Below are 21356 nucleotides of genomic sequence, written 5' to 3'. Positions count from 1 at the left end.
CTCGCTCACTTGGATTTGGAGTGCGGGTTTTGAGAAAATTCATACTAAGCAAGCCTAGCATACATCAGTATATAAGCATTGATTAGCAAAATTTTCTCGCAAGAAGTGCCAAATAGAGCTGTTCCCAGATAGAAACTAAGTACTTACTAAATCAATATCGATACTGCTCAGGCTTATAAGGACCACTGATCGCCACGCCTAAATAGTCTGCTTGTTCTTGCGTGAGTTGGGTTAATTTCGCTCCAATTCTCCCTAAATGCAAGCGAGCTACTTTTTCATCCAATAACTTAGGAAGAACATAAACTTGTCGGTCATATTGAGCCGCATTTTTAAATAATTCAATTTGCGCCAAAATTTGGTTGGAAAAAGAGGCTGACATCACAAAACTTGGATGGCCTGTAGCGCATCCTAAATTAACCAATCGACCCTGTGCCAAAAGAATTAGGCGCTTTCCATCGGGAAAAATGATATGGTCAACTTGCGGTTTGATATTTTCCCATTGATATTTTTTTAAACTCTGGACATCAATTTCAGAGTCAAAATGGCCAATATTGCATAAAATAGCCTGATGACGCATACGTTTCATGTGATCGTGAGTCACTACATGGTAATTACCGGTTGCGGTTACAACGATGTCTACCTGTTCGGCTACATCATCCAGAGTCACAACACGATATCCTTCCATTGCAGCTTGCAGCGCGCAAATTGGATCAATTTCAGCAATTAAAACAATCGCACCTTGTCCTCGTAATGCTTGTGCACATCCCTTACCTACATCCCCATAACCTAAAATTAACGCGACCTTTCCTGCGATCATTACATCCGTCGCACGTTTTATTCCATCCAGTAGGGATTCGCGACAACCGTACATGTTATCAAATTTGGATTTAGTTACTGAATCATTCACATTAATCGCTGGGATTTTTAAATCACCCTTTCTAGCCATTTCATAAAGGCGGGCAACACCCGTGGTTGTTTCTTCAGATACTCCTTTAATTCCAGGCAAGAGCTCAGGGAATTTTTGGTGAACCATTTGCGTCAAATCCCCACCATCATCCAGCAATAAGTTAGGGGTCCAATCATTCGGTCCAGTAAGCGTTTGCTCTACACACCACCAATATTCTTCTTCAGTTTCACCTTTCCAAGCAAAGACAGGAATACCTTTTTCAGCAATTGCTGCAGCAGCATGGTCTTGGGTAGAGAATATATTACAAGAAGACCAACGCACTTCAGCGCCTAAAGCGATCAACGTTTCAATAAGCACTGCAGTTTGAATTGTCATATGCAAGCAACCTGCAACACGAGCACCTTTTAATGGTTTGGTTGCAGCAAACTCTTCACGCAAAGCCATTAACCCCGGCATTTCTGTCTCAGCAATCGCAATTTCCTTGCGTCCCCAAGAAGCCAGTGACATATCGGCTACTTTATAATCTTTTGTCATAGTGCTCCCTGCCTCTACCTTATTGACTAGTTCCATTAGCTCTCCTTATAAAGCTTTGCTTAACTCCGTCACCTTATCCAAACGTTCCCAGGGAAAGTTCTCACGTCCATAATGACCATAAGTAGCTGTTTGCTTGTAGATGGGACGAAGCAAATCATGATATTCGATGATACCTTGTGGCGTTAAATCAAAATGAGAATTAATTAATTCAATAATTTCGTCATCAGATAAACGACCCGTTCCAAACGTTTCAACAAAAATTGACGTGGGTTCAGCAACACCAATTGCGTAAGAAATTTGTAACTCACACTTATCCGCTAATCCAGCCGCTACTATATTTTTTGCAACATGTCGTGCTGCATAAGCTGCGGAGCGATCTACTTTAGAGGGATCCTTACCAGAAAAACATCCCCCACCATGTCGCGCCATACCACCATAAGTATCTACGATAATTTTACGACCAGTTAGTCCACAATCGCCCAAGGGACCGCCAATGACAAAACGACCTGTTGGGTTAATGAAATAACGGGTTTTATGGGTCAGCCATTCGCCAGGTAACGTGGTTTTAATAATTTCCTCACGTACTGCTTCGACTAAATCATTATATCCAATTTCAGCTGCATGTTGTGTTGAAAAAACAACGGTGTCAACCTCAACAGGTATACCCCTTTCATATTTTAAGGTTATTTGACATTTAGCATCAGGTCGCAACCAGGGTAATGCACCTGATTTACGTAAATGAGCTTGTTTCTCCATCAAACGATGTGCATAAGCAATTGGAGCTGGCATGTAAACATCGGTCTCACGGCTGGCATAACCAAACATTAAACCCTGATCTCCAGCACCAAGCATTTTTGTTTCTTTATTATCCACACCCTGAGCAATATCAGGAGATTGTTTGCCTATGGCAGAGAGTACCGCGCAGGACTCCCAATCGAAACCCATTTGTGAGCTGTTATAACCTATATCTTTAACTACTTGTCGCGTTACGGCTTCCACGTCCACCCATGCTTTAGTAGTAATTTCACCGCCAACTAACACCATACCTGTTTTAACAAATACCTCACAAGCAACACGCGCAGCAGGATCTTGCATTAAAATAGCATCTAAAATGGCATCAGAAATCTGATCTGCTATTTTGTCAGGATGTCCTTCAGAAACCGATTCAGAAGTAAAAACATGACTTTCATTCATTAGTTAATCCTCTAATTAATATTGCTATATCCTATTTCATCAATTGTATAAATTCATTAAATATTATTTCGATATCATGCGGTCCTGGACTCGCTTCTGGATGACCTTGAAAGCCCAATGCCGGTTTTTCTTTATGTCTGATGCCTTGAAGGGTATTGTCAAATAGAGAACGATGAGTTATGGAAAGACAATCAGGTAAGCTCTCTTCATCCACTGCAAAACCGTGGTTCTGACTGGTTATAAAAACACGTTTTTTCCCTTCAGTTTCAATCACAGGATGATTGGCTCCGTGATGACCAAATTTCATTTTTTTGGTTATTCCACCACATGCTAAAGCCAAGATTTGAAAACCCAGGCAAATGCCAAACAAGGGAATATTATGCTCCAAAAATTCTTGGGTTGCGCTAATTGCATAGTCACACGCTTGTGGATCTCCGGGGCCATTAGATAAAAATACCCCATCAGGATTCATTGCTAAAACTTCTGCAGCTGAAGTTTTTGCCGGAACTAAAGTTAAATGACACCCTTTGTCATTTAGAATACGTAAAATATTATGCTTTACTCCAAAATCATAAGCAACTACATGGAATTTTTGGGGTTGAGAACCAGTTCCCCACTCTCCTTGGCCATCATGCCAACGCTCTATGGTTTTTCTAGAAACTTCTAGAGCCAAATCAACCCCCTGCAGTCCAGAGAACGATTTTGCTTTTGCTAAAACCACTTCAGGATTCTCTACATCAGTACTGATGCAAGCACCCAAAGCTCCGTGTTCCCGTAAACGCAAAGTCAAATCACGAGTATCAATTCCAGCAATTGCAACTACACCATTTTTTTTGAGCCAATCAGGAAGAGATTGTTCTGCACGATAATTACTATGGAGTATTGAAGAATTACGGAGTACCAAACCTGCAGCCCAAACTTTATTTGACTCCATATCTTCATGAGTACATCCAGTATTTCCGACATGTGCTGTAGTCAAGGTAATAATTTGCCGAGTATAAGAAGGATCGGTGAGCATTTCCTGATAACCCGTCATAGAGGTATTAAAAACCAACTCTCCGACACAATCTCCTGTTGCTCCTACCGAAATACCCTCATAAACAGTTCCGTCGGCTAATACTAAAATTGCTGGTTGGTTCATCATGGCTCTACTCTATTAGTCTGGTTATTCAATGTGTCATTTTAAATGGCCTTAACGAATCTGTAGCCTGGGTAAGCGAAGCGCCCAGGTTCTCTGGTTCTACTTCGCTCACCCAGGCTACAATGACTCTTTTTTATATAGAGTCATGACGATTATATCCCTTGGTCAGCAAGATCAAAAAATGCACATTTAGATAAATGTGAGCATTGTAACTTACTTAGTTCAAAATTTCATGTCTTCAAAGAATTTTTTCACACCTGCGAACCAGGAATTTGAGCGTGGAGAATGATTTCCTTTAGCATTTTCCAGTGATTCCTGGAATTTAGTTAGTAATTCTTTTTGTTCTCGTGATAAATTCACAGGAGTTTCTACTACTACTTTACATAATAAATCACCCTGACCATGACCACGTACGGACTTCATCCCCTTGCCTCTTAAACGAAACACTTTGCCGGTTTGCGTTTCTTCAGGGATCTTTAAAGTAACTCGTCCTTCAAGGGTTGGTACTTCAATCGAACCACCCATTGCAGCTATTATAAAACTGATAGGTACTTCACAATGTAAATCATTTTCATGGCGTTCAAATATAGTATGTTTTTTTACGTTGATTTGTACATAAAGATCGCCAGGACCTCCACCATGCATACCTGCCTCACCTTCTCCGCTTAAACGAACGCGATCGCCGTTATCTACGCCAGCAGGAATTTTAACCGTGAGTTTTTTGCTTTCACGTACCCGACCTTGACCATGACAATCTGGGCAAGGATCAGAAATAATTTTTCCTTCACCATGACAGCTTGGACAGGTTTGCTGAATAGAGAAAAAGCCTTGTTGAATTCTGACTTGTCCGATGCCATTACAGGTTTCACACGTTTTTGGTTGAGTTCCTTTTTTAGCGCCACTACCGCTACAGGTAGAACAAGCTCCATGTCTGGGAACTGTAATTTGCACTTCTTTACCTAAAGCAGCTTCCTCAAGCGTTAATTGTACGTTAAATTGCAAATCAGCACCGCGTTGACCGCGAGATTGTCGCCCAGCACCCCGTCCACCCGAGAAGATATTTTCAAAAATATCCTCAAAAACATCACCAAAACCTCCAAAGCCACCAAAGCCTCCTTGTCCACCTCGCATGGAAGGATCAACACCTGCGTGACCAAATTGATCATAGGCAGCACGTTTTTGTGGATCAGAGAGAATACTGTAAGCGTTTTGAATTTCTTTAAATTTTTCTTCTGCAGCAGAATCACCAGCGTTGCGATCTGGGTGATATTTCATTGCCAACCTGCGATATGCTTTTTTAATTTCGGCATCACTTGCAGTTCGACTTACTTCTAAAAGTTCATAATAATCCTGCTGTTCCATAACTACTCACAATATAAAAAAATAATAAAACGGACAATGTAGTGGGTACAGCGAAGCGGAACCCCATCATTCCTCACTATGCTCGGGAATGATGGCAAAAGCTCCGCTTCGTTATATCCAGGCTACAAAGCACCTAGGCTACTAAGTGACGATAACACTGATTATTTCTTATCGTCTTTAACCTCTTCAAACTCGGCATCCACAACTCCTTCATCAGCTTTAGCTGACTCATGAGATTGCGCATGTTCTTGCTGAGGCGCTTCACCTGATCCTGCTTGCCCTTCCGATGCTTTTTTAGCATAAACTCGTTCAGCCATTTTAGCAGAAGCATCGTTTAACACTTTTAATTTCTCTTCGATTTGTGCTTTGTCAGTGCCCTGAATCGCTTCTTTTAATTCAGCGATTGCTGTTTCTATGCCTTTTTTCTCATCTTCAGCAAGTTCAGCCGCCAAATCTTTCATTGATTTCTCACAGCTATGAATCAAGCTGTCTGCCTGATTACGTAACTCTGCCATTTCCTTAAATTTCTTATCTTCTTCTGCATGCGATTTGGCGTCTTTGATCATTGCCTCTACTTCTTCATCACTCAAACCACTAGATGCTTTAATAACAATGGATTGTGCCTTACCAGTAGCTTTATCTTTAGCAGAAACATTAAGGATACCATTCGCATCAATATCAAAAGTTACTTCAATTTGTGGTACGCCACGAGGAGCAGGAGGAATATCACCTAAATCGAATCGCCCCAAAGATTTATTCGCTGAAGCTTGCTCTCTTTCTCCTTGCAGTACATGCACAGTAACTGCTGTTTGATTATCGTCTGCAGTAGAGAAGACTTGATTGGCTTTAGTAGGAATTGTGGTATTTTTATCGATGAGTTTTGTCATCACTCCACCCATAGTTTCAATACCCAAAGATAAAGGAGTTACGTCAAGCAATAGAATATCTTTTACTTCACCAGATAAAACTGCAGCTTGAATAGCAGCACCCACAGCAACGGCTTCATCGGGGTTAACGTCTTTACGTGGCTCTTTACCAAAGAACTCTTCTACTGTTTTTTGTACTAAAGGCATACGTGTTTGACCACCAACCAAAATAACTTCGTTAATTTGTGATACGGTCAATCCAGCATCTTTCAATGCGATTTTGCAAGGCTCTACTGTACGCTCGACCAATTTTTCAACCAAAGACTCCAGTTTAGCGCGAGTTAATTTAATATTAAGATGTTTTGGTCCAGAGGCATCTGCTGTAATGTAAGGTAGATTAACATCGGTTTGTTGTGCTGAAGAAAGTTCGATTTTTGCTTTTTCAGCAGCATCTTTCAATCGTTGTAATGCCAATGGATCATTGTGTAAATCAATACCTGTATCTTTTTTGAACTCAGAAGCCAGATACTCAATCAAAGCCAAGTCAAAGTCTTCACCACCTAAGAATGTATCACCATTTGTTGCGAGCACTTCAAACTGATGTTCTCCATCGACTTCTGCAATTTCAATAATCGAGATATCAAAAGTACCACCACCAAGGTCATATACAGCAATGATTGAATCACCGCGTTTTTTGTCCATACCGTAAGCAAGAGCTGCAGCAGTAGGTTCGTTAATGATACGTTTTACTTCAAGACCAGCAATACGACCAGCATCTTTGGTTGCCTGACGTTGCGAATCATTGAAATAAGCAGGTACAGTAATCACCGCTTCTTTCACTTCTTCACCGAGGTAGTCTTCCGCAGTTTTCTTCATTTTACGTAACACTTCAGCTGAAACTTGTGGCGGTGCTTTGTCTTGATCTTTAACACGAACCCAAGCATCTCCATTGTCTGCTTTAACGATCTTGTAAGGAACCATCTTGATGTCTTTTTGGACAACCGCGTCATCAAAACGACGACCAATCAATCGTTTAATCGCAAATAAAGTATTATCAGGGTTAGTTACTGCTTGACGTTTTGCAGCTTGTCCAACCAATACCTCACCATCATCAGTAAAAGCAACGATGGAAGGCGTCGTGCGGTGACCTTCACTGTTTTCAATTACCTTAGGTTTATCACCTTCCATAACCGCAACACATGAGTTGGTGGTACCTAAGTCGATTCCTATAATTTTAGCCATTCTATTCTTGCTCCAAAGTAGTAGTTTTCTAATGCAATGATTCTTATATGGGGCATAACCAACCAATTTCAACCCATAAATCTCACATTTTTATTTTTTTGACACAACCACACGTGCCGGTCTAATCACTCGATCACTTAGTTTGTATCCCTTTTGGAATACTGCTAATACCGTATTGGGTTCCGCATCCGGTACCGCTTGCATCGACATCGCTTCATGAATCTGTGGGTCAAAAGGCAAACCAATGGGATCAATTTGCTGAATCTCAAATTTTTTCAATACATCCATAAAAAGCTTCAGAGTTAATTCCAAGCCTTCATGCATTGCGGCATCCGCAGCTTTAACAGCCAGTTGTAAGGCTTGCTCCAGACTATCGATTACCGGTAATAAATCAGTAATTATCTTCTCAACACCATAGCGATGAGCATTAGATACTTCGCGTTCAGCACGACGACGGACATTTTCCAATTCAGCTTGAGCACGAACCGCTTTTTCCCAATTTTCATGAGATTGTTGTTCTGCAAGGGTCAGCTTTTCACTCAACTCTATGTAACTTGGATGATCTAAAGATGGTTCCATGTGCTCTGTTTCTTCAGGTAAGTCTTGAGCTTCTTCAGAGTTTTCAATGTCTTTCGATTCATGCTCTTCTTTAAATTGATGCCAATTTTTATCTTGTTTTTTACTCATTCAATTTCTCCTCTCCACAGCTTAGCAACGTGAAAATCGGAGATGGGGGCAACCTAATGAGTTTTCAAGTCCTCGAATTTTATTTATTTATTGTATCCTGGGTGCAAATGATATGTTCCCCAAAGGTAATCACCACAATAATAAGCTGTTCGCTTGCAGTATGTGTTCATTTATTCCATACTTAGACTCAAAAAAGTTACATGGGTTTTTTTATGCAAAAATGGTCGCCTACGTCTTGGCTCCAGTACTCGTATTTACAAGCTGCAACTTATTCCGATAAAGAACAGTTAAATAAAATTGTAGAACAGCTGAGCCTTTTACCTCCTCTGGTCACCAGTAGTGAAGTAAAAAATTTGAAAAAAGAAATTGCACGTGCTGGACGTGGAGAAGCTTTTATTCTTCAAGGTGGCGACTGCGCTGAATCATTTAATGATTGTCGTTCAGAAGTTATTAGCAATAAATTAAAAATCATTTTACAAATGAGCTTGATTTTATTGCATGGCTTACGAAAGCCCATCATTCGTGTTGGACGAATCGCTGGACAATATGCAAAACCCCGTTCTTCAGATTATGAAACAATAGAGGGTGTTACTTTACCCAGCTATCGCGGTGATCTGGTTAACTCCCCTGAGTTTACTCGGGAGGCGCGGGAGCCCAACCCTAAATTATTATTGCAAGCTTACAACTGCTCAGCCATCACATTAAATTTCATTCGTAGCTTACTCGACAGTGGTTTTGCCAGCCTAAATCACCCTCAGCAATGGGATTTGGGTTTTGTTGAACATTCAAAACAAAAAGATGAGTATCAAACTCTGGTTAAATCAATTGCCGATACGTTGGACTTTTTAGATACTGTAAGTGGAATACAAGCCAGTAACTTGGCTAAAGTAGATTTTTATACTTCTCATGAAGCCCTGCATTTGCATTATGAGCAAGCATTGACGCGTCAAATGGAAGATGGCTTATGGTATAACCTTTCTACTCACCTACCCTGGATAGGTATGCGCACTGCCCAAGCTGACAGTGCACACTTGGAGTTTTTACGTGGTGTCGAAAATCCCATTGGGATCAAAATTGGACCATCGGCTACTCCCGAATGGTTAGAAGAAGTATTGCATCGAGCAAACCCTCAGCGTGAAGAAGGACGACTTTTGTTGTTCACTCGACTGGGTGCGAACCATATAGATAAACTGCTTCCTCCACTTATTGAAGCCGTGAAAAAAACAAAGATTCCAGTGACCTGGTCTTGTGATCCCATGCACGGAAATACAGAAACTACTGTGGATGGTATTAAGACCCGCCACTTTGACAACATACTTTTAGAGCTCAAACAAGCTTTGGAAATTCATCGCAATATGGGCAGCTATTTAGGTGGTGTTCATTTTGAACTTACTGGTGATAACGTCACAGAATGTATTGGTGGCGCTCGCGGCTTATCAGCAGATGATCTGAAAAAAGCCTATCATAGCTTGGTTGACCCCCGACTCAATTATGAACAATCCATAGAAATGGCCATTCAATTGAGTAGACAGTTTAGAAATGAATAGTTCTTTTTGTCCTGAGCGGTTTCGTTTTTTTACATCGTCTTTATAGAAATTAAATAGCAACTGTTTTGGTTCTAAATTCAAGATAGTTGCTACGTGACAGCCCGAAGAGCATCTCGAGAGTTACCTAAGTTAAATGCCTTCAAGTAATACATCGAGATCAAGCGACGAGCGTCTGCCAAGATCATTCGCATGTTCTGAGAGAAAAGCGTCGGCAGCTCGACGCCCTTCATCGCGTAGCATGAGCAAAAAGTCCCATTCTGCATTGAGCTTGGAAGAATAACCAAGCTCGAGCATCATGTCGCTGCTCACCCGGTGTATCCGCATGCCAGCCCATTTTGCTCCTTCAGAATTATCTGAATGTGCCAATTGCCGTAACAAAGCAATCATGCGAAGCTCCTTAAGTAGCACAGCATTGAACGAGACTTCATTCAGACGGTTTAGAATGCCTCTTGCAGACTGTGGAATATCTGAGCGTGTTACGGGATTGATTTGCACTAAAATTGTATCATGTGATTTACATTCTCGTACTAGCGGTGTAATTGTGGGATTCCCTGAATAACCACCATCCCAGTAATGCTCTCCATTGATTTCTACTGCCTTAAAAAGTGTAGGTAGACATGCAGACGCAAGAAGCACATCAGGAGTGATTTCATCATTACGAAATACTCTTCCTCTACCGGTGCTAACGTTTGTCGCAGTAATGAATAATTTGATTGGACTTCGGGACAATCGTTTGAAGTCAATAGTTTCCATTAAAATAGTGTGAAGTGGATTAACTCCGAATGGGTCCAGATCATAGGGGGAAAACAATCGCGACAAGATATCCATGGTGATAAAAAAGGGAGAATAATCAAGTGACCACTGGCCCAGAATAATATCAAGGGGGCTGCGTTGTAACAAACTAAAGCGTGCCGCTTCAGAAACGCTCTTCCAGAACAACTCAAGCAAGTCGCGTGCTCCCTGAGGACCACCTTTAGTGTACCCATCGGCAAGAACTGCTGCATTCATAGCGCCGGCAGATGTACCCGAAATACCATCGATTCGTAGCTTCTTTTCTTCTAATAAACGATCCAACACGCCCCATGTAAAAGCACCATGAGCACCACCACCTTGCAACGCTAAATCGATAAGAACATCATCAGTTATTTTTTGAGAATGCGTCATAGTGTGTGACATCCGTTTCATTGATTATAATTGATTATATACAGAGATGAGTCCATCTTTTTAACATAGAGGGAAAATCAAGAAAATTCAAATCCAAAAAATTAAAAAGACCTAGAGGGTGTAATCATGTTGGTAGCTTGGCTGCCAGCAACCGGGATGAATGAAGGATAATAGTATTGATTGCAAGCGAACAAGCGTCCGTAACCAGCAGCATGTTAATTAACACTCTTAGCTTGATTTTTTCATATATCCTGCGACAATCGGCGCATAATTAATTCATTATGAAAAATATGAGGCCGAATTGATAACTAACAAGCAAGAGCCAAATTCGCAAGCGCATCCCCCTGCAGTTCTTCTCGAAGAAAACTTATTAAAAATCGATAGCTTATTACAAAAAAATGTAACAATTGGCAAAGAAAGCCATACTGTTCAAGAATGGTTAAACACAGCAAATAGTTCTTTGCGGGCGGGATTTCAGGCCGCAGCAATTGCTGCGTTCATAGAAGATCAATTGTTTTTTTTGGAACATTTAAATCAATATATTATCTATCTAAAAAAATACCTGGAACTTAGCAAAGCCCAAGAAAAAATACTTGATGCAGATGATGAGCTCCAAAGAGTTCTGCAAGAAAAATATCAACCCCAAGCAGGACAAGCACTTCAACAAGCATTTTCTCTTCTTAATGAGATTTGGACCGAATGTATTAATGAACAAGGCAGCTTTCATCTAAATATATCGTTGTCCAGTGTTTGGAATGCGCACTCAGGATTTGAGAGTGCTGCAAAAGAAGGTAAAAAAATAATTGAACAAATTTCCCTTGAATTGCAATTATTAAATCATCTAAAAGTAAGGAAGCGATTAATCGACATACCTCAAATCTACCTTGAGTCATTGAAAAATCCAGAGACGACTCCAGATAAATTAATGCTGGATACAATAAACAATGCAAATCTCATTATAGCCAGAATTCTTCCTGGCCTTCTCGGAGATGAAGGAATTCAGCAAGCCAAGGCAGGAGAGAAAGCGTTCAATGAAGCCGTAACAAAATGGGGAAAGGAAAACTTATTAACTCCTCCTGAACCTTGGGGGCCAAGACGAGCTCTTTTAGCAAAAAAAATGAAAAATGTTGGTAAACTCATTTGTGAGTGGGCCGAAGAAAATCCACATGCAGGCAAACAAAAAAAATCACAGTGCAGCAGTTCATTGAATGTTGATCCTCTATTATCACCTCGATACCAAAGTAATCCTATAATATTAGAAGGGCCGAAGGGAAACCCTTCATTAACATCATCAGGTACTAAGGCCGATGAATCCATGTCAAACAAATCAAAAAATAGAAAATCATTAAATCTTACTTTTTTAATGTCACATAAGCATCAAGATAAGTCTAAAAAACTAAAAGAGCATGAAAATAGTTCTTCATCATTATTTTCACATTATCCTGAGGCAAAATCAGTTTCTGTTCAGCCTCGTCCTTCTTTTTCGCTTTTTTCGCTATTTTCTCATAAGTCGGACAACGCCCCTTTCCCTGCTCAAGAAGAACTAGAACATGCTGATCAATTAAGAAAATTAACGCTTCCTCCAACTCAATCAGATATAGTTTTTTATCATCATCTCATTGAAAAAGTGAATGCACTTAAAGACAAAAGATATCAGAAACTAAAAAAAGCGGTAGAGCAAGAACACTCTCTTTCGTTGCACAAAGAGTATAATGTTATGATTGAATTGTCAGAGGAATCTACTCCATCAAGTTTAAATCAATGTTTGACGCAATAATTATATTGTCCTAAGTTCGGGCCAGCTCTAAATTTCAGCCTGGATTCAATAAGTAGGAAAACACCCTCCCTATTAAATTTCATAGGGAGCAATAAATTAGCGTTCAATTTGATAATTATGAATACATAATTTCAGTCAAACGAATGTATGCAGAAAATAGAGATATATTATCAACAGCCCTAGCTTTTTTTCGAAATTTAGTTAAAGTAATTTTTTAATCTGAACTTTGTTTTGTATTAGGATTCATTATCATTAAGGGAGTAAAAACATGGGGGCAAGGAAGTTGCCAAGACTGTTGCAAGGATTCACATTAGTCATATACCTATCTCCTCTGGCAACTTATGCAGCCCAGCAAGAGCTTATATGGGGAAAAGAGGAGGATCATACATCATTATTAAAAAATTTTTCCCTGGAACATACCGCGCCCATTTCACCAGATCTGCAATTACCGACAAATTTATCCTTTCAAAAAAATACGATTAATACCTTACGATTTGTAAGCGGTGACGTTGATACCTCTCAAGTAAGTCATATACGTTATAATCAATATTATGATGGATTACCTGTTTTTGGTGCACAAGTCATTTATCATATCTCATCGAAAGCTAATACAACTGTTACGGGCCTATTAATTGATGATATTGATCAAGATATTCCTAATTTAGATGGTAAAATAACAATTGGACAAGCTGAAGCGATAGCAACAGCCGGAAATTCTGTTAGTACTCGTATTAATACGAGAAAAATTATTTACTTTGATAAAAATCATTCAAGTAAAGCAATTCTTGCTTATCATATTTCGTATGTGAAGAGGACATCCCGGGGACCATCAATATCCTCCTACATAATTGATGCGAACAAAGGAACTGTGCTACAGGAATGGGACGCGCTACCTAAGTCTGAGATAGGCCAAGGCCCGGGTGGAGTTACTTTTAATAATTTACCTTATCGCTCTGGAAGATATCAATTTGGTAACTTAGAGGCTGGTACCAATGCCTTAGGTAAATTTGATATTTTGTTCCAGAACAATGCATGCTCTATTTCTAATAATCTATTTCGGGTGATCAATTTAAAAAACCAGGAAGTCGCTCAATTGCCTTTTGACTTGCCAATCTCAACTGCGAGTGAAATTGCGTACCAACTTATACCTTTTGTTTATGCTTGTTCATCGCCAAATTATGCCAATTTAACCGATAATGGATTTGCGCCAGTGAATGATGGCTTATCTCCGATTAATGATGTGACCTATTTTGTGAAACAAACCTTCAGCATGCTTACAAGTCAATATAAGGTTCCATCGCCAATTGGTACACAGTTACCGTTGCGTGTATATACTCACTTAGCTGATTTTGATAATGCGTTTGCTTGTGGTCCACATTGCATGCAAGAAGGTGGAATTGTCGGCCCTCAACAACTGGTATTTGGTAATGGAAAAACGCGGTTTGCACCACTTACAGAAGCAGATGTAGTGTCCCATGAACTCGGCCATTTGGTTACGGATCATTTTTCAACTTTGATATATTCTCAGCAATCTGGTGGGATTAATGAGGCATTTTCTGATATCACTGGCATGACTTTTAACAATTATTTACGTACAGCTCTTGGCTTTACCTGGTATTGGAACGGAAATGATTGGACTATCGGCGCAAACATTTCTAAAACTGGTAAGCCATTACGCTATATGAATAACCCACCATTGGATGGTCGTTCTATTGATAATGCCGCTAATTTTATCCCAGGGATGAATGTTCACTATTCAAGTGGTGTTTTTAATAAAGCGTTTTATTTATTAAGTACCACACCAGGGTGGACAATTAGTAAAGCATACCGAATTATTTTGGATGCCAACATGCATTATTGGATTCCCGGGACTGATTTCGCATATGGAGCCTGTGGCGTTATTCAAGCGGCGTATAATAGAGGCTACCCCTATCAAGATGTTATTATTGCGTTTAGTCGAGTTGGCGTCACGTGCTTGGTCGGTCAAAGTGCCATAATGGCAACAAATAATTAACATTAAGGGATTAGTCATGAAAGCACTACTATTAGGATTGGGTTTAGGGATAATACCAGCATGCACACTAGCCAATGGTTTAGCTGATAATTCAGATCATTTCAGTGGCTTTTATTTGGGCGGCGCCTTAGGTGGACTTAGAATATCTACCGATCAAAGCTTAGTATTCAATCCTAAAAAAGTTGCCAATGTTAGTAAATATAACGCTAATTTAAGTGAAAGCAGCACTAATCCGCTTGGCCAAATTACTGCTGGTTATGGAAGAAAATTTCACATTTTTTATATTGGCGGTGAACTAATTGCTGAAATTACTAATGCTGAAATCAAGAGAGAGACACCTAATTTAAAATGGAACATGAAACAAAAAAGTGCATTTGGTGGTCGCGTAAAATCAGGCATCACATTAGAAAAATGGTTGCTGTATGGTTTGGCAGGAGTCGAAACGGTTAGAATTGGACACCATGTCGATTTTATAAGAGGTGGAACGTATAATAGTGGCACCATGTTTTTGGATGCAATTAATACTAATAAAAATACTACTGTCTGGCAGTTAGGATTAGGTGTTGATTATAGCTTAAATACACATTGGGTCGCTCAAGTAGAATATGCTCATAATTTCTACAATAATCATGCTAATAGTAATATTGATCACCGAATTATTACTTTTAATAATCCCAAAGGAATATATAGTTCTTCTTTAAGTGGCAATGAAATCACGGTAGGCGTTAAATATCTTTTTTGTTAGATACATATTTAAAGAAATAAACATCCCAAAAGTTGTCTTGATACTTATAGCCTGAGTGCAGCGAAGCCCAGGCTAGAATTTGATATCATTGTTGATGATAATAAGGACTAAACTCATGAACAGCCTCAATCATGACCGCAACATGCTCTGGCGGCACGTCAGGAGTAATACCATGGCCAAGATTGAACACATGTCCTGAACCTGTTCCGAAAGACGCCAACACCTTTTTTACCTCTTCTCGAATACATTGTTCGGAGGTTAACAACACACACGGATCAAGATTCCCCTGCAATGCAACTTGATTGCCGACTCTCCGACGTGCATCACCCAAGTCACATGTCCAATCGACGCCCAAAGCATCACACCCCGTTATTAGCATTTTTTCCAACCATTGACCACCGCCTTTGGTAAACAAAATTACGGGAATGTGAGGGTAAGTCGCTTTAATTTGCTGCACGATTTGCTGCATATATCCCAAGGAAAATTTTTGATAATTCTCTGGTGTTAAAATTCCACCCCAGGTATCAAAAAGCATGACTGAATTAACACCCGCCTTGATTTGTTCGATCAGGTAATTTGCTACAGATACTGCTAACTTATTCAGCAACATATGAGCGGCTTCATTTTCGGTGTAAATTAAATGCAAAATACGCTTAAAGTCTCTGCTACTTCTTCCTTCAACCATATAACACGCCAAAGTCCATGGGCTTCCTGCAAAACCGATTAAAGGAAGCTCTCTTGGCATTTCGCGACGGATTAATCGTACCGCATCCATCACATAAGCTAAAGAATCTGTTTCCGGGATTTGCAAATTGGCAATTGCCTGTATATCGTGCAAGGGCCGCTGAAAACAAGGTCCTTCACCTTCGGAAAAATACAAACCTAATCCCATAGCATCAGGAATTGTCAAAATATCTGAAAATAAAATAGCAGCATCTAAAGCATAACGACGCAAAGGCTGTAATGTAACCTCACAGGCAAGCTCGGGATTCTTGCACAGGCTTAAAAAATCGCCCGCCAGTTCTCTGGTCTTTCGATATTCAGGTAAATAACGCCCTGCCTGACGCATCATCCATACCGGAGTTCGTTCAACAGGTTGTCGTCTTAAAGCACGTAGGAACAAAGATTGATCCAAATCATACATCATGTTATCTCAACATCATCAAAATACCCTAATGCTAACATATTTAAGTAATATCCACTCGCACTAATACAAGAATTGTTTCTCAATTGACTCTAGAATAAATTTAGAAACATAATCTGCATCAATTTTATAAATTAGAGTTTATTATGGGATTAATTAAAAATTCTTCACAATCTATAGGATCAGGATATCCTAAAAACACAGGTAGATTAAAAATTGTGCTTGGTAGCTCTGAAAAATCCCCTAAAAAAGTTGCTTTAATGGGCGACTCCACTTTAGATAATGGATATTGGGTCAATAAAAGCAAACCTTATGATCAGAAAACTCAGACAGTAACGCATCAAACTGCAATCGCTCTCGCTCATACCGAGTCAGCAGATTCTTACGAAATAGGAAATTTTGCCGTTGATGGTGCTACCACAGAAGATCTAATGAAGTCTTGTTCTTTAGATAAAGTTCTGCCAAAAGATATAGATCATAATGGCTCTTATGTGCATCAATTGAATGCCGTTAGCCAATGGAAACCTGATGTTGCAGTATTAAGTGTGGGTGGTAATAATTATCGAGAGGCTCTAGCGGTTACATTAATGAAGGAAATGAATTACCCTCAACTCCTTTTAAGAATTACACCCGAGCATGCTAAACCTGCCATTAACTTAGCATTTGATCAAGTAAAAGCGAAGATACTAAAAGATTATAAAAAAATTATTGATGAGCTAATTGAAGGCAACCCCCAACTGAATCGTATTGTTTTATTATCTCAATATTATCCCTCGATTACAAAGTTAACCCCTTATTTTATTTATACTGGATTTTCTCATTTAGCACGTGCTGAAGGAAAAGGCCGCGATCCGTTCACTGTGGTTGAAGAAACCATGAATGAACTATATCGAGAAATCCTGGATTATGCAGCCACTAAGGAAAAAGAGATTGTATTTGTTGATGTGACTTCGTCATTAAACCCTTTAGGTGGGAAACATGCCTGGCAAATTGAACCTAATGAGCAAGGCTCGGTGATCATGGGACAACTAATTGCCAACGCAGTTGAGTACAGTTTTCCAGAACATCAAACCGAACAAGATAAAAATCCCATAGCTAGAATCTATATGAGCGCTGATGAAAAACAGATTCACTCACAAATATTAAAGAAAGAGGATTTAGAACAATTTAGCGTCAAAAAGATAGGACAATTTATAAATGAGAACCGATATCGTCATTTACGTTTATTATTTTCTCCTTCATCCAGCTTAGCTGTGCGTTTTGAAAGCGTTTATCATGCAATTACAGGCAAACAATTCGATGATGAATATACCGCTTTCCCTGCATTGGGTTTATTGGACCTGACTTTAGTCCCCGTCATAGCTACTTATTTATGGCGTGTTGCAATGGATGAAAACGTTCATAGCTCATTTCGAGTAATGGCAGGTAGTGTTGCCGGACCTATTTTATTTAGTAAAATGATTCTTGGTTTATCTTTGATGTCAGTACTCGCGTTGCCTGTACTTGGATACGACCAAATAGCAAGCGCCCTGTCTAATAAATCTGATGTTACTCAAACCCAGGAAGAACATTCTGATAGCAATGAATTAAAGGTATAAAGGAAGTGTAGAATTATCCCTGGGAAACTCTAGGTTACAACTACGCCTTCAGCCCTGCTACACGACTCTATACATAACAATAACTATTTAGATAAAATCATCACTAAATTAATTTGGGTAGGCGGAAATAACATTGGATACCTTAAATATCAAAGCTCTTAATGTAAGTACCAAAATTGGTGTTTATGCATGGGAGCAACGCATTAATCAACAATTATTAATTGATATCAGTATTGATACTGACTTCAGTGCATGTCAGGAAGATTTGACCAAAACCATAGATTATGAAGCGCTTTGTGACAGCGTAACTCGTTATGTGGAATCAAAATCATTTCAACTCATTGAAACAGTTGCCAATGAAGTTGTAGATTTAATCAAAAAACAATTTAAAGTCACTCAAGTTACTGTAGGAATTAGTAAACCGCACGCAATCAAGAATGCAGCAAACATTCAGGTAGTTGTGCGTCGTTAAGCAAGTTCTGGATTTACACTTTAACCTACCTTGGGTTATAGGTTAACAGCGAGCTTATCAGCCGCTGGTAACCATACCGTTCAGACGTTCACTTTTTGCCAAAGTGATTTGAGCCTGTTGGGCAAGTGCACGATTAGAATAGGGGCCCACTACTACCCGGAACCAATTTCCTTTTGTGGGATGACTTACCGGAATGATGTACACACTAAAACCTTTAAGTATCAATGTACCTTTCATTTGCTCTGCATCTCTGCGTGCCTTAAAAGAAGCCACCTGCACTAAATATTTCCCTTTATCTGGAGTAGCGGGTTTCGCTATGGGTGGATTGTTAGCAGCAGGTGAAACATTAGGTTTTATTGATGCTACCGCACTGGAAACGTTGACTGCTGTCGTCTTAACAGCCGAACTAGCTGCATTTGGTGCAGTTGAAGTTGCTACGGTTGGTGCAGTTGCAGCAGGTTGAACAGAAGCAGCAGAATTCGTATTTGCTTGTGAGTTTGGAACTTTTTCATTAGTTAGTAGAGTATAAAACTCAAATTTTGGTTTAGGTGGAATTGCGCCATGTTGTGCTCCGGGTTTAGGTGCTTCTTTTTTTATTTCATGATGAGCCAAAACCTGGGAATTTACCCATTGGCTTACGGTTTCTATATCAAAAAAAGAAGCGGTCAAATACCCTAATAAAAAAGTAAGCGTAATCACTAAAAACTGATGCGGTCCAGTACCGCGCGACCGTGAAGAACGCCTATTTCCATATTCTTTTGCCATCACATACTCTCAGGAGCTGATACGCCCAATAAGTCCAAACCATTCTTTAATATCTGACGTACTGCCTCTAGCAGACAAAGACGAGCACATCTCAATTGCTCTTGCTCACACAAAAGCGGAACAGCATTATAATAGCTATGCAAGCCATTGGCTACCTCACGTAAATAATAAGCCACTTGATGAGGCTCACAATGAGCAGCCGCTAATTCTACGATTTCTGGATATCTGCTAATTAAAGAAATCAAATGAGTTTCATGAGATTGATCTAATAAATCGATATGTTTTAACCCAATTGCCTTGTCCCAAAGCAAGCCTCGTTCCTTTAATTGTCTTAATACAGAACAGATTCTTGCATGAGCATACTGAATATAATAGACCGGATTATCACTTGATTCTGATTTTGCCAAATCCAAATCAAAATCCATATGTTGTTCTGACTTGCGTGCCACATAAAAGAAGCGCGCCGCATCGTTCCCTACCTCGTTGCGTAATTCTCTTAAAGTGACAAAAGAACCACTACGTGTCGACATTTGCACTCGCTCAGAGCCACGATATAAAATGGCAAATTGGACGAGTAACACATCAAGTGCGCTTTCATCATGCCCCAAAGCTTTAACAACAGCTCGCAATCGCGTGATATAACCATGATGATCCGCACCAAAAATATCAATTACCCGATCATAACCCCTATCATACTTATTCCAATGATAAGCAACATCCGAAGCAAAATAGGTAGTATGCCCATTAGCACGCACCAGGACTCGATCCTTTTCATCACCAAAATCAGTCGCCCTAAACCAAAGCGCCCCCTCTTTTTCAAAGGTATGACCACTATCCTTAAGCGCCTGAATACCTTTTTGAATGGAACCGTCTTCAAATAAGGATTGTTCGGAGAACCAGCTATCGTATTTCACTCCAAAATCAGCAAGATCATCTTTGATGTCATCAAGCACTGTATTCAATGCATGTTGATGAAATAGGGTAAAGACCTCCAAACTTAAAAGTTGTTTTGCGCGAGTAACTAAAGCATCGATATAAATTTCTTTGTCTCCGCCATGAGGCTCATCAAGAGGCAATCCATCAACGACACTAGTCCATGGATGTACATATTCTTTACCGTGTTCAGCCCAAAATTCTTGCGCTATTTCGGAAACATACTCACCTTTATAAGCATTGGCCGGAATGATAACAGGCTCACCAGCAAGCTCGAGATAACGTAACCAAACACTGGCAGCAAGAATATTCATTTGCCTTCCAGCATCGTTAACATAATATTCCAAAGTTACATCATAACCAGCGGCCTTTAAAACATTTCCCAAAGTAGCTCCAAAGGCAGCACCTCTTCCATGTCCTACATGCAAAGGACCTGTTGGGTTGGCAGAAACAAATTCGATCAGTACTTTTTGATTTTGACCAATAGTACTCCGGCCAAATTGTTCTCCCTTTTCTAATATTTCACTAATAACCTGGGAGCGAGAACTGCTGCGTATGAAGAAATTAATAAATCCGGCCCCAGCAATTTCCACTTTGTCCACAGAAGGATCTGCTGCAATAGCTTGAACTAAAAGCTCTGCTATTTTACGAGGTGCCTGACGACATGGTTTCGCTAAAATCAAAGCCAAATTACTGGCATAATCACCATGAGCAGAATCTTTTGAACGGTCTACCTTAATATCAATATCCAAATCATTAGGTACATCGCCGGTCTTTTGTAATGATATTAAAGCGTGTTTTAAAAGCTGCTCTACAGTATGTTTCATGCTACTTGGTTTTCCATCAAAAAATGATGCTATTATGCGCTTTTTTGTACCATATGAAAAGGTTTTATATACCTTATAGATCACAATTTGCTCTCTTATTAAAAATCAGGTAACTCCCCACGTCATCCCGAACCCGAGCGCAGCGAGGGTGAGGGATCTCCTGCGGTGTATCTCGGATACAGTCATGTAAAAAAACATTTTAAAAATTATGTGGTTGTGATCAAATAGCTGCATGAAATACTACGAACTAATCATCAGCACACTATTGGCTAGGATTGCGGAACTAGAAAAGAGAATGACGCAACAGGCGGCAAGGATAGCAGAGCTGGAAAAACGTTTAAACAAGAACAGCAGCAACAGCTCAAAACCACCATCCAGTGATGGCTTAAGAAAACCACCACGCACTACTTCATTGCGTGAAAATGGCAAGCATAAAA

The 21356-nt window shown here is 39.8% G+C and carries 16 protein-coding genes and 1 pseudogene; 7 read left to right on the top strand and 10 right to left on the bottom strand.

Annotated features, from left to right (window positions below):
• Positions 1 to 151 precede the first annotated feature (151 nt).
• The 6 genes from ahcY to grpE all read right to left on the bottom strand — a co-directional run bounded on the left by ahcY (position 152) and on the right by grpE (position 7933).
• Positions 152 to 1477 (bottom strand): adenosylhomocysteinase, encoded by a 1326-nt coding sequence (gene ahcY, locus BW930_RS15675; protein ID WP_058467697.1) that lies wholly within the window; start codon positions 1475 to 1477, stop codon positions 152 to 154.
• A 9-nt stretch (positions 1478 to 1486) separates the two neighbouring features.
• Complete coding sequence (gene metK, locus BW930_RS15670; protein ID WP_058467696.1) at positions 1487 to 2635, bottom strand: methionine adenosyltransferase; 1149 nt, start codon at positions 2633 to 2635, stop codon at positions 1487 to 1489.
• A gap of 31 nt (positions 2636 to 2666) precedes the next feature.
• Positions 2667 to 3779, bottom strand: coding sequence for a glutamine-hydrolyzing carbamoyl-phosphate synthase small subunit (gene carA, locus BW930_RS15665; protein WP_058467695.1), 1113 nt, complete (start codon positions 3777 to 3779; stop codon positions 2667 to 2669).
• Between the two features lie 219 nt (positions 3780 to 3998).
• Positions 3999 to 5138, bottom strand: coding sequence for a molecular chaperone DnaJ (dnaJ, locus tag BW930_RS15660; protein WP_058467694.1), 1140 nt, complete (start codon positions 5136 to 5138; stop codon positions 3999 to 4001).
• Positions 5139 to 5299: 161 nt separating this feature from the next.
• Positions 5300 to 7246 (bottom strand): molecular chaperone DnaK, encoded by a 1947-nt coding sequence (gene dnaK, locus BW930_RS15655; protein ID WP_058467693.1) that lies wholly within the window; start codon positions 7244 to 7246, stop codon positions 5300 to 5302.
• 90 nt (positions 7247 to 7336) lie between these two features.
• Positions 7337 to 7933, bottom strand: a complete 597-nt coding sequence (gene grpE, locus BW930_RS15650; protein WP_058467692.1) for a nucleotide exchange factor GrpE — start codon at positions 7931 to 7933, stop codon at positions 7337 to 7339.
• Between the two features lie 212 nt (positions 7934 to 8145).
• On the opposite strand from grpE, the gene BW930_RS15645 reads away from it, so the two are divergent.
• Positions 8146 to 9480, top strand: a complete 1335-nt coding sequence (locus BW930_RS15645; protein WP_058467691.1) for a 3-deoxy-7-phosphoheptulonate synthase class II — start codon at positions 8146 to 8148, stop codon at positions 9478 to 9480.
• Positions 9481 to 9609: 129 nt separating this feature from the next.
• On the opposite strand, the gene BW930_RS15640 is transcribed toward BW930_RS15645, so the two are convergent.
• The gene (locus BW930_RS15640; RefSeq protein WP_058467690.1) at positions 9610 to 10644 is read right to left on the bottom strand and encodes a patatin-like phospholipase family protein; all 1035 of its coding nucleotides are present in this window, start codon (positions 10642 to 10644) and stop codon (positions 9610 to 9612) included.
• 301 nt (positions 10645 to 10945) lie between these two features.
• Here BW930_RS15640 and BW930_RS15635 point away from each other — a divergent pair, with 301 nt between their 5' ends.
• From BW930_RS15635 to BW930_RS15625, 3 genes are all read left to right on the top strand, one after another.
• Positions 10946 to 12421 (top strand): hypothetical protein, encoded by a 1476-nt coding sequence (locus tag BW930_RS15635; protein ID WP_058467689.1) that lies wholly within the window; start codon positions 10946 to 10948, stop codon positions 12419 to 12421.
• Between the two features lie 268 nt (positions 12422 to 12689).
• Entirely contained in the window at positions 12690 to 14435 is a 1746-nt protein-coding gene (locus BW930_RS15630) for a M4 family metallopeptidase (protein WP_058467688.1), read from the top strand.
• Between the two features lie 16 nt (positions 14436 to 14451).
• Positions 14452 to 15180 (top strand): outer membrane protein, encoded by a 729-nt coding sequence (locus BW930_RS15625; RefSeq protein WP_058467687.1) that lies wholly within the window; start codon positions 14452 to 14454, stop codon positions 15178 to 15180.
• Between the two features lie 85 nt (positions 15181 to 15265).
• Here the strand turns inward: BW930_RS15625 and hemE are convergent, their stop codons facing one another.
• Entirely contained in the window at positions 15266 to 16324 is a 1059-nt protein-coding gene (hemE, locus tag BW930_RS15620; protein ID WP_058467686.1) for a uroporphyrinogen decarboxylase, read from the bottom strand.
• Positions 16325 to 16470: 146 nt separating this feature from the next.
• On the opposite strand from hemE, the gene BW930_RS15615 reads away from it, so the two are divergent.
• Positions 16471 to 17922 carry an SGNH/GDSL hydrolase family protein gene (locus BW930_RS15615; RefSeq protein WP_058467685.1) on the top strand — a complete coding sequence of 484 codons (1452 nt, stop codon included), beginning with the start codon at positions 16471 to 16473 and terminating at the stop codon, positions 17920 to 17922.
• Between the two features lie 133 nt (positions 17923 to 18055).
• Positions 18056 to 18394, top strand: a complete 339-nt coding sequence (gene folB / locus BW930_RS15610) for a dihydroneopterin aldolase (protein ID WP_058467684.1) — start codon at positions 18056 to 18058, stop codon at positions 18392 to 18394.
• A 57-nt stretch (positions 18395 to 18451) separates the two neighbouring features.
• Here the strand turns inward: folB and BW930_RS15605 are convergent, their stop codons facing one another.
• Both BW930_RS15605 and argS read right to left on the bottom strand, forming a co-directional pair.
• Positions 18452 to 19159 (bottom strand): SPOR domain-containing protein, encoded by a 708-nt coding sequence (locus tag BW930_RS15605; protein WP_058467683.1) that lies wholly within the window; start codon positions 19157 to 19159, stop codon positions 18452 to 18454.
• A complete protein-coding gene (argS, locus tag BW930_RS15600; protein WP_058467705.1) occupies positions 19159 to 20919 on the bottom strand; it encodes an arginine--tRNA ligase in 1761 nt (586 codons plus the stop codon). The genes BW930_RS15605 and argS overlap by 1 nt, the downstream gene beginning before the upstream one ends.
• 310 nt (positions 20920 to 21229) lie before the next feature.
• Between argS and BW930_RS17550 the strand changes: the two are divergent.
• Positions 21230 to 21356, top strand: a pseudogene (locus tag BW930_RS17550) (DUF6444 domain-containing protein); the annotation flags it as partial.

Source organism: Fluoribacter gormanii (assembly GCF_900156395.1).
Taxonomy (GTDB): domain Bacteria; phylum Pseudomonadota; class Gammaproteobacteria; order Legionellales; family Legionellaceae; genus Legionella; species Legionella gormanii.
Note: the sequence above shows the minus strand (reverse complement) of the source record. Positions and strands in the feature narration are given on the sequence as shown.

Excerpts from the sequence above, each read along its gene's own strand:
- ahcY (WP_058467697.1), bottom strand. The coding sequence starts at position 1,477 with ATGGAACTAGTCAATAAGGTAGAGGCAGGGAGCACTATGACAAAAGAT.
- metK (WP_058467696.1), bottom strand. The coding sequence starts at position 2,635 with ATGAATGAAAGTCATGTTTTTACTTCTGAATCGGTTTCTGAAGGACAT.
- carA (WP_058467695.1), bottom strand. The coding sequence starts at position 3,779 with ATGATGAACCAACCAGCAATTTTAGTATTAGCCGACGGAACTGTTTAT.
- dnaJ (WP_058467694.1), bottom strand. The coding sequence starts at position 5,138 with ATGGAACAGCAGGATTATTATGAACTTTTAGAAGTAAGTCGAACTGCA.
- dnaK (WP_058467693.1), bottom strand. The coding sequence starts at position 7,246 with ATGGCTAAAATTATAGGAATCGACTTAGGTACCACCAACTCATGTGTT.
- grpE (WP_058467692.1), bottom strand. The coding sequence starts at position 7,933 with ATGAGTAAAAAACAAGATAAAAATTGGCATCAATTTAAAGAAGAGCAT.
- BW930_RS15645 (WP_058467691.1), top strand. The coding sequence starts at position 8,146 with ATGCAAAAATGGTCGCCTACGTCTTGGCTCCAGTACTCGTATTTACAA.
- BW930_RS15640 (WP_058467690.1), bottom strand. The coding sequence starts at position 10,644 with ATGACGCATTCTCAAAAAATAACTGATGATGTTCTTATCGATTTAGCG.
- BW930_RS15630 (WP_058467688.1), top strand. The coding sequence starts at position 12,690 with ATGGGGGCAAGGAAGTTGCCAAGACTGTTGCAAGGATTCACATTAGTC.
- BW930_RS15625 (WP_058467687.1), top strand. The coding sequence starts at position 14,452 with ATGAAAGCACTACTATTAGGATTGGGTTTAGGGATAATACCAGCATGC.
- hemE (WP_058467686.1), bottom strand. The coding sequence starts at position 16,324 with ATGTATGATTTGGATCAATCTTTGTTCCTACGTGCTTTAAGACGACAA.
- BW930_RS15615 (WP_058467685.1), top strand. The coding sequence starts at position 16,471 with ATGGGATTAATTAAAAATTCTTCACAATCTATAGGATCAGGATATCCT.
- BW930_RS15605 (WP_058467683.1), bottom strand. The coding sequence starts at position 19,159 with ATGGCAAAAGAATATGGAAATAGGCGTTCTTCACGGTCGCGCGGTACT.
- argS (WP_058467705.1), bottom strand. The coding sequence starts at position 20,919 with ATGAAACATACTGTAGAGCAGCTTTTAAAACACGCTTTAATATCATTA.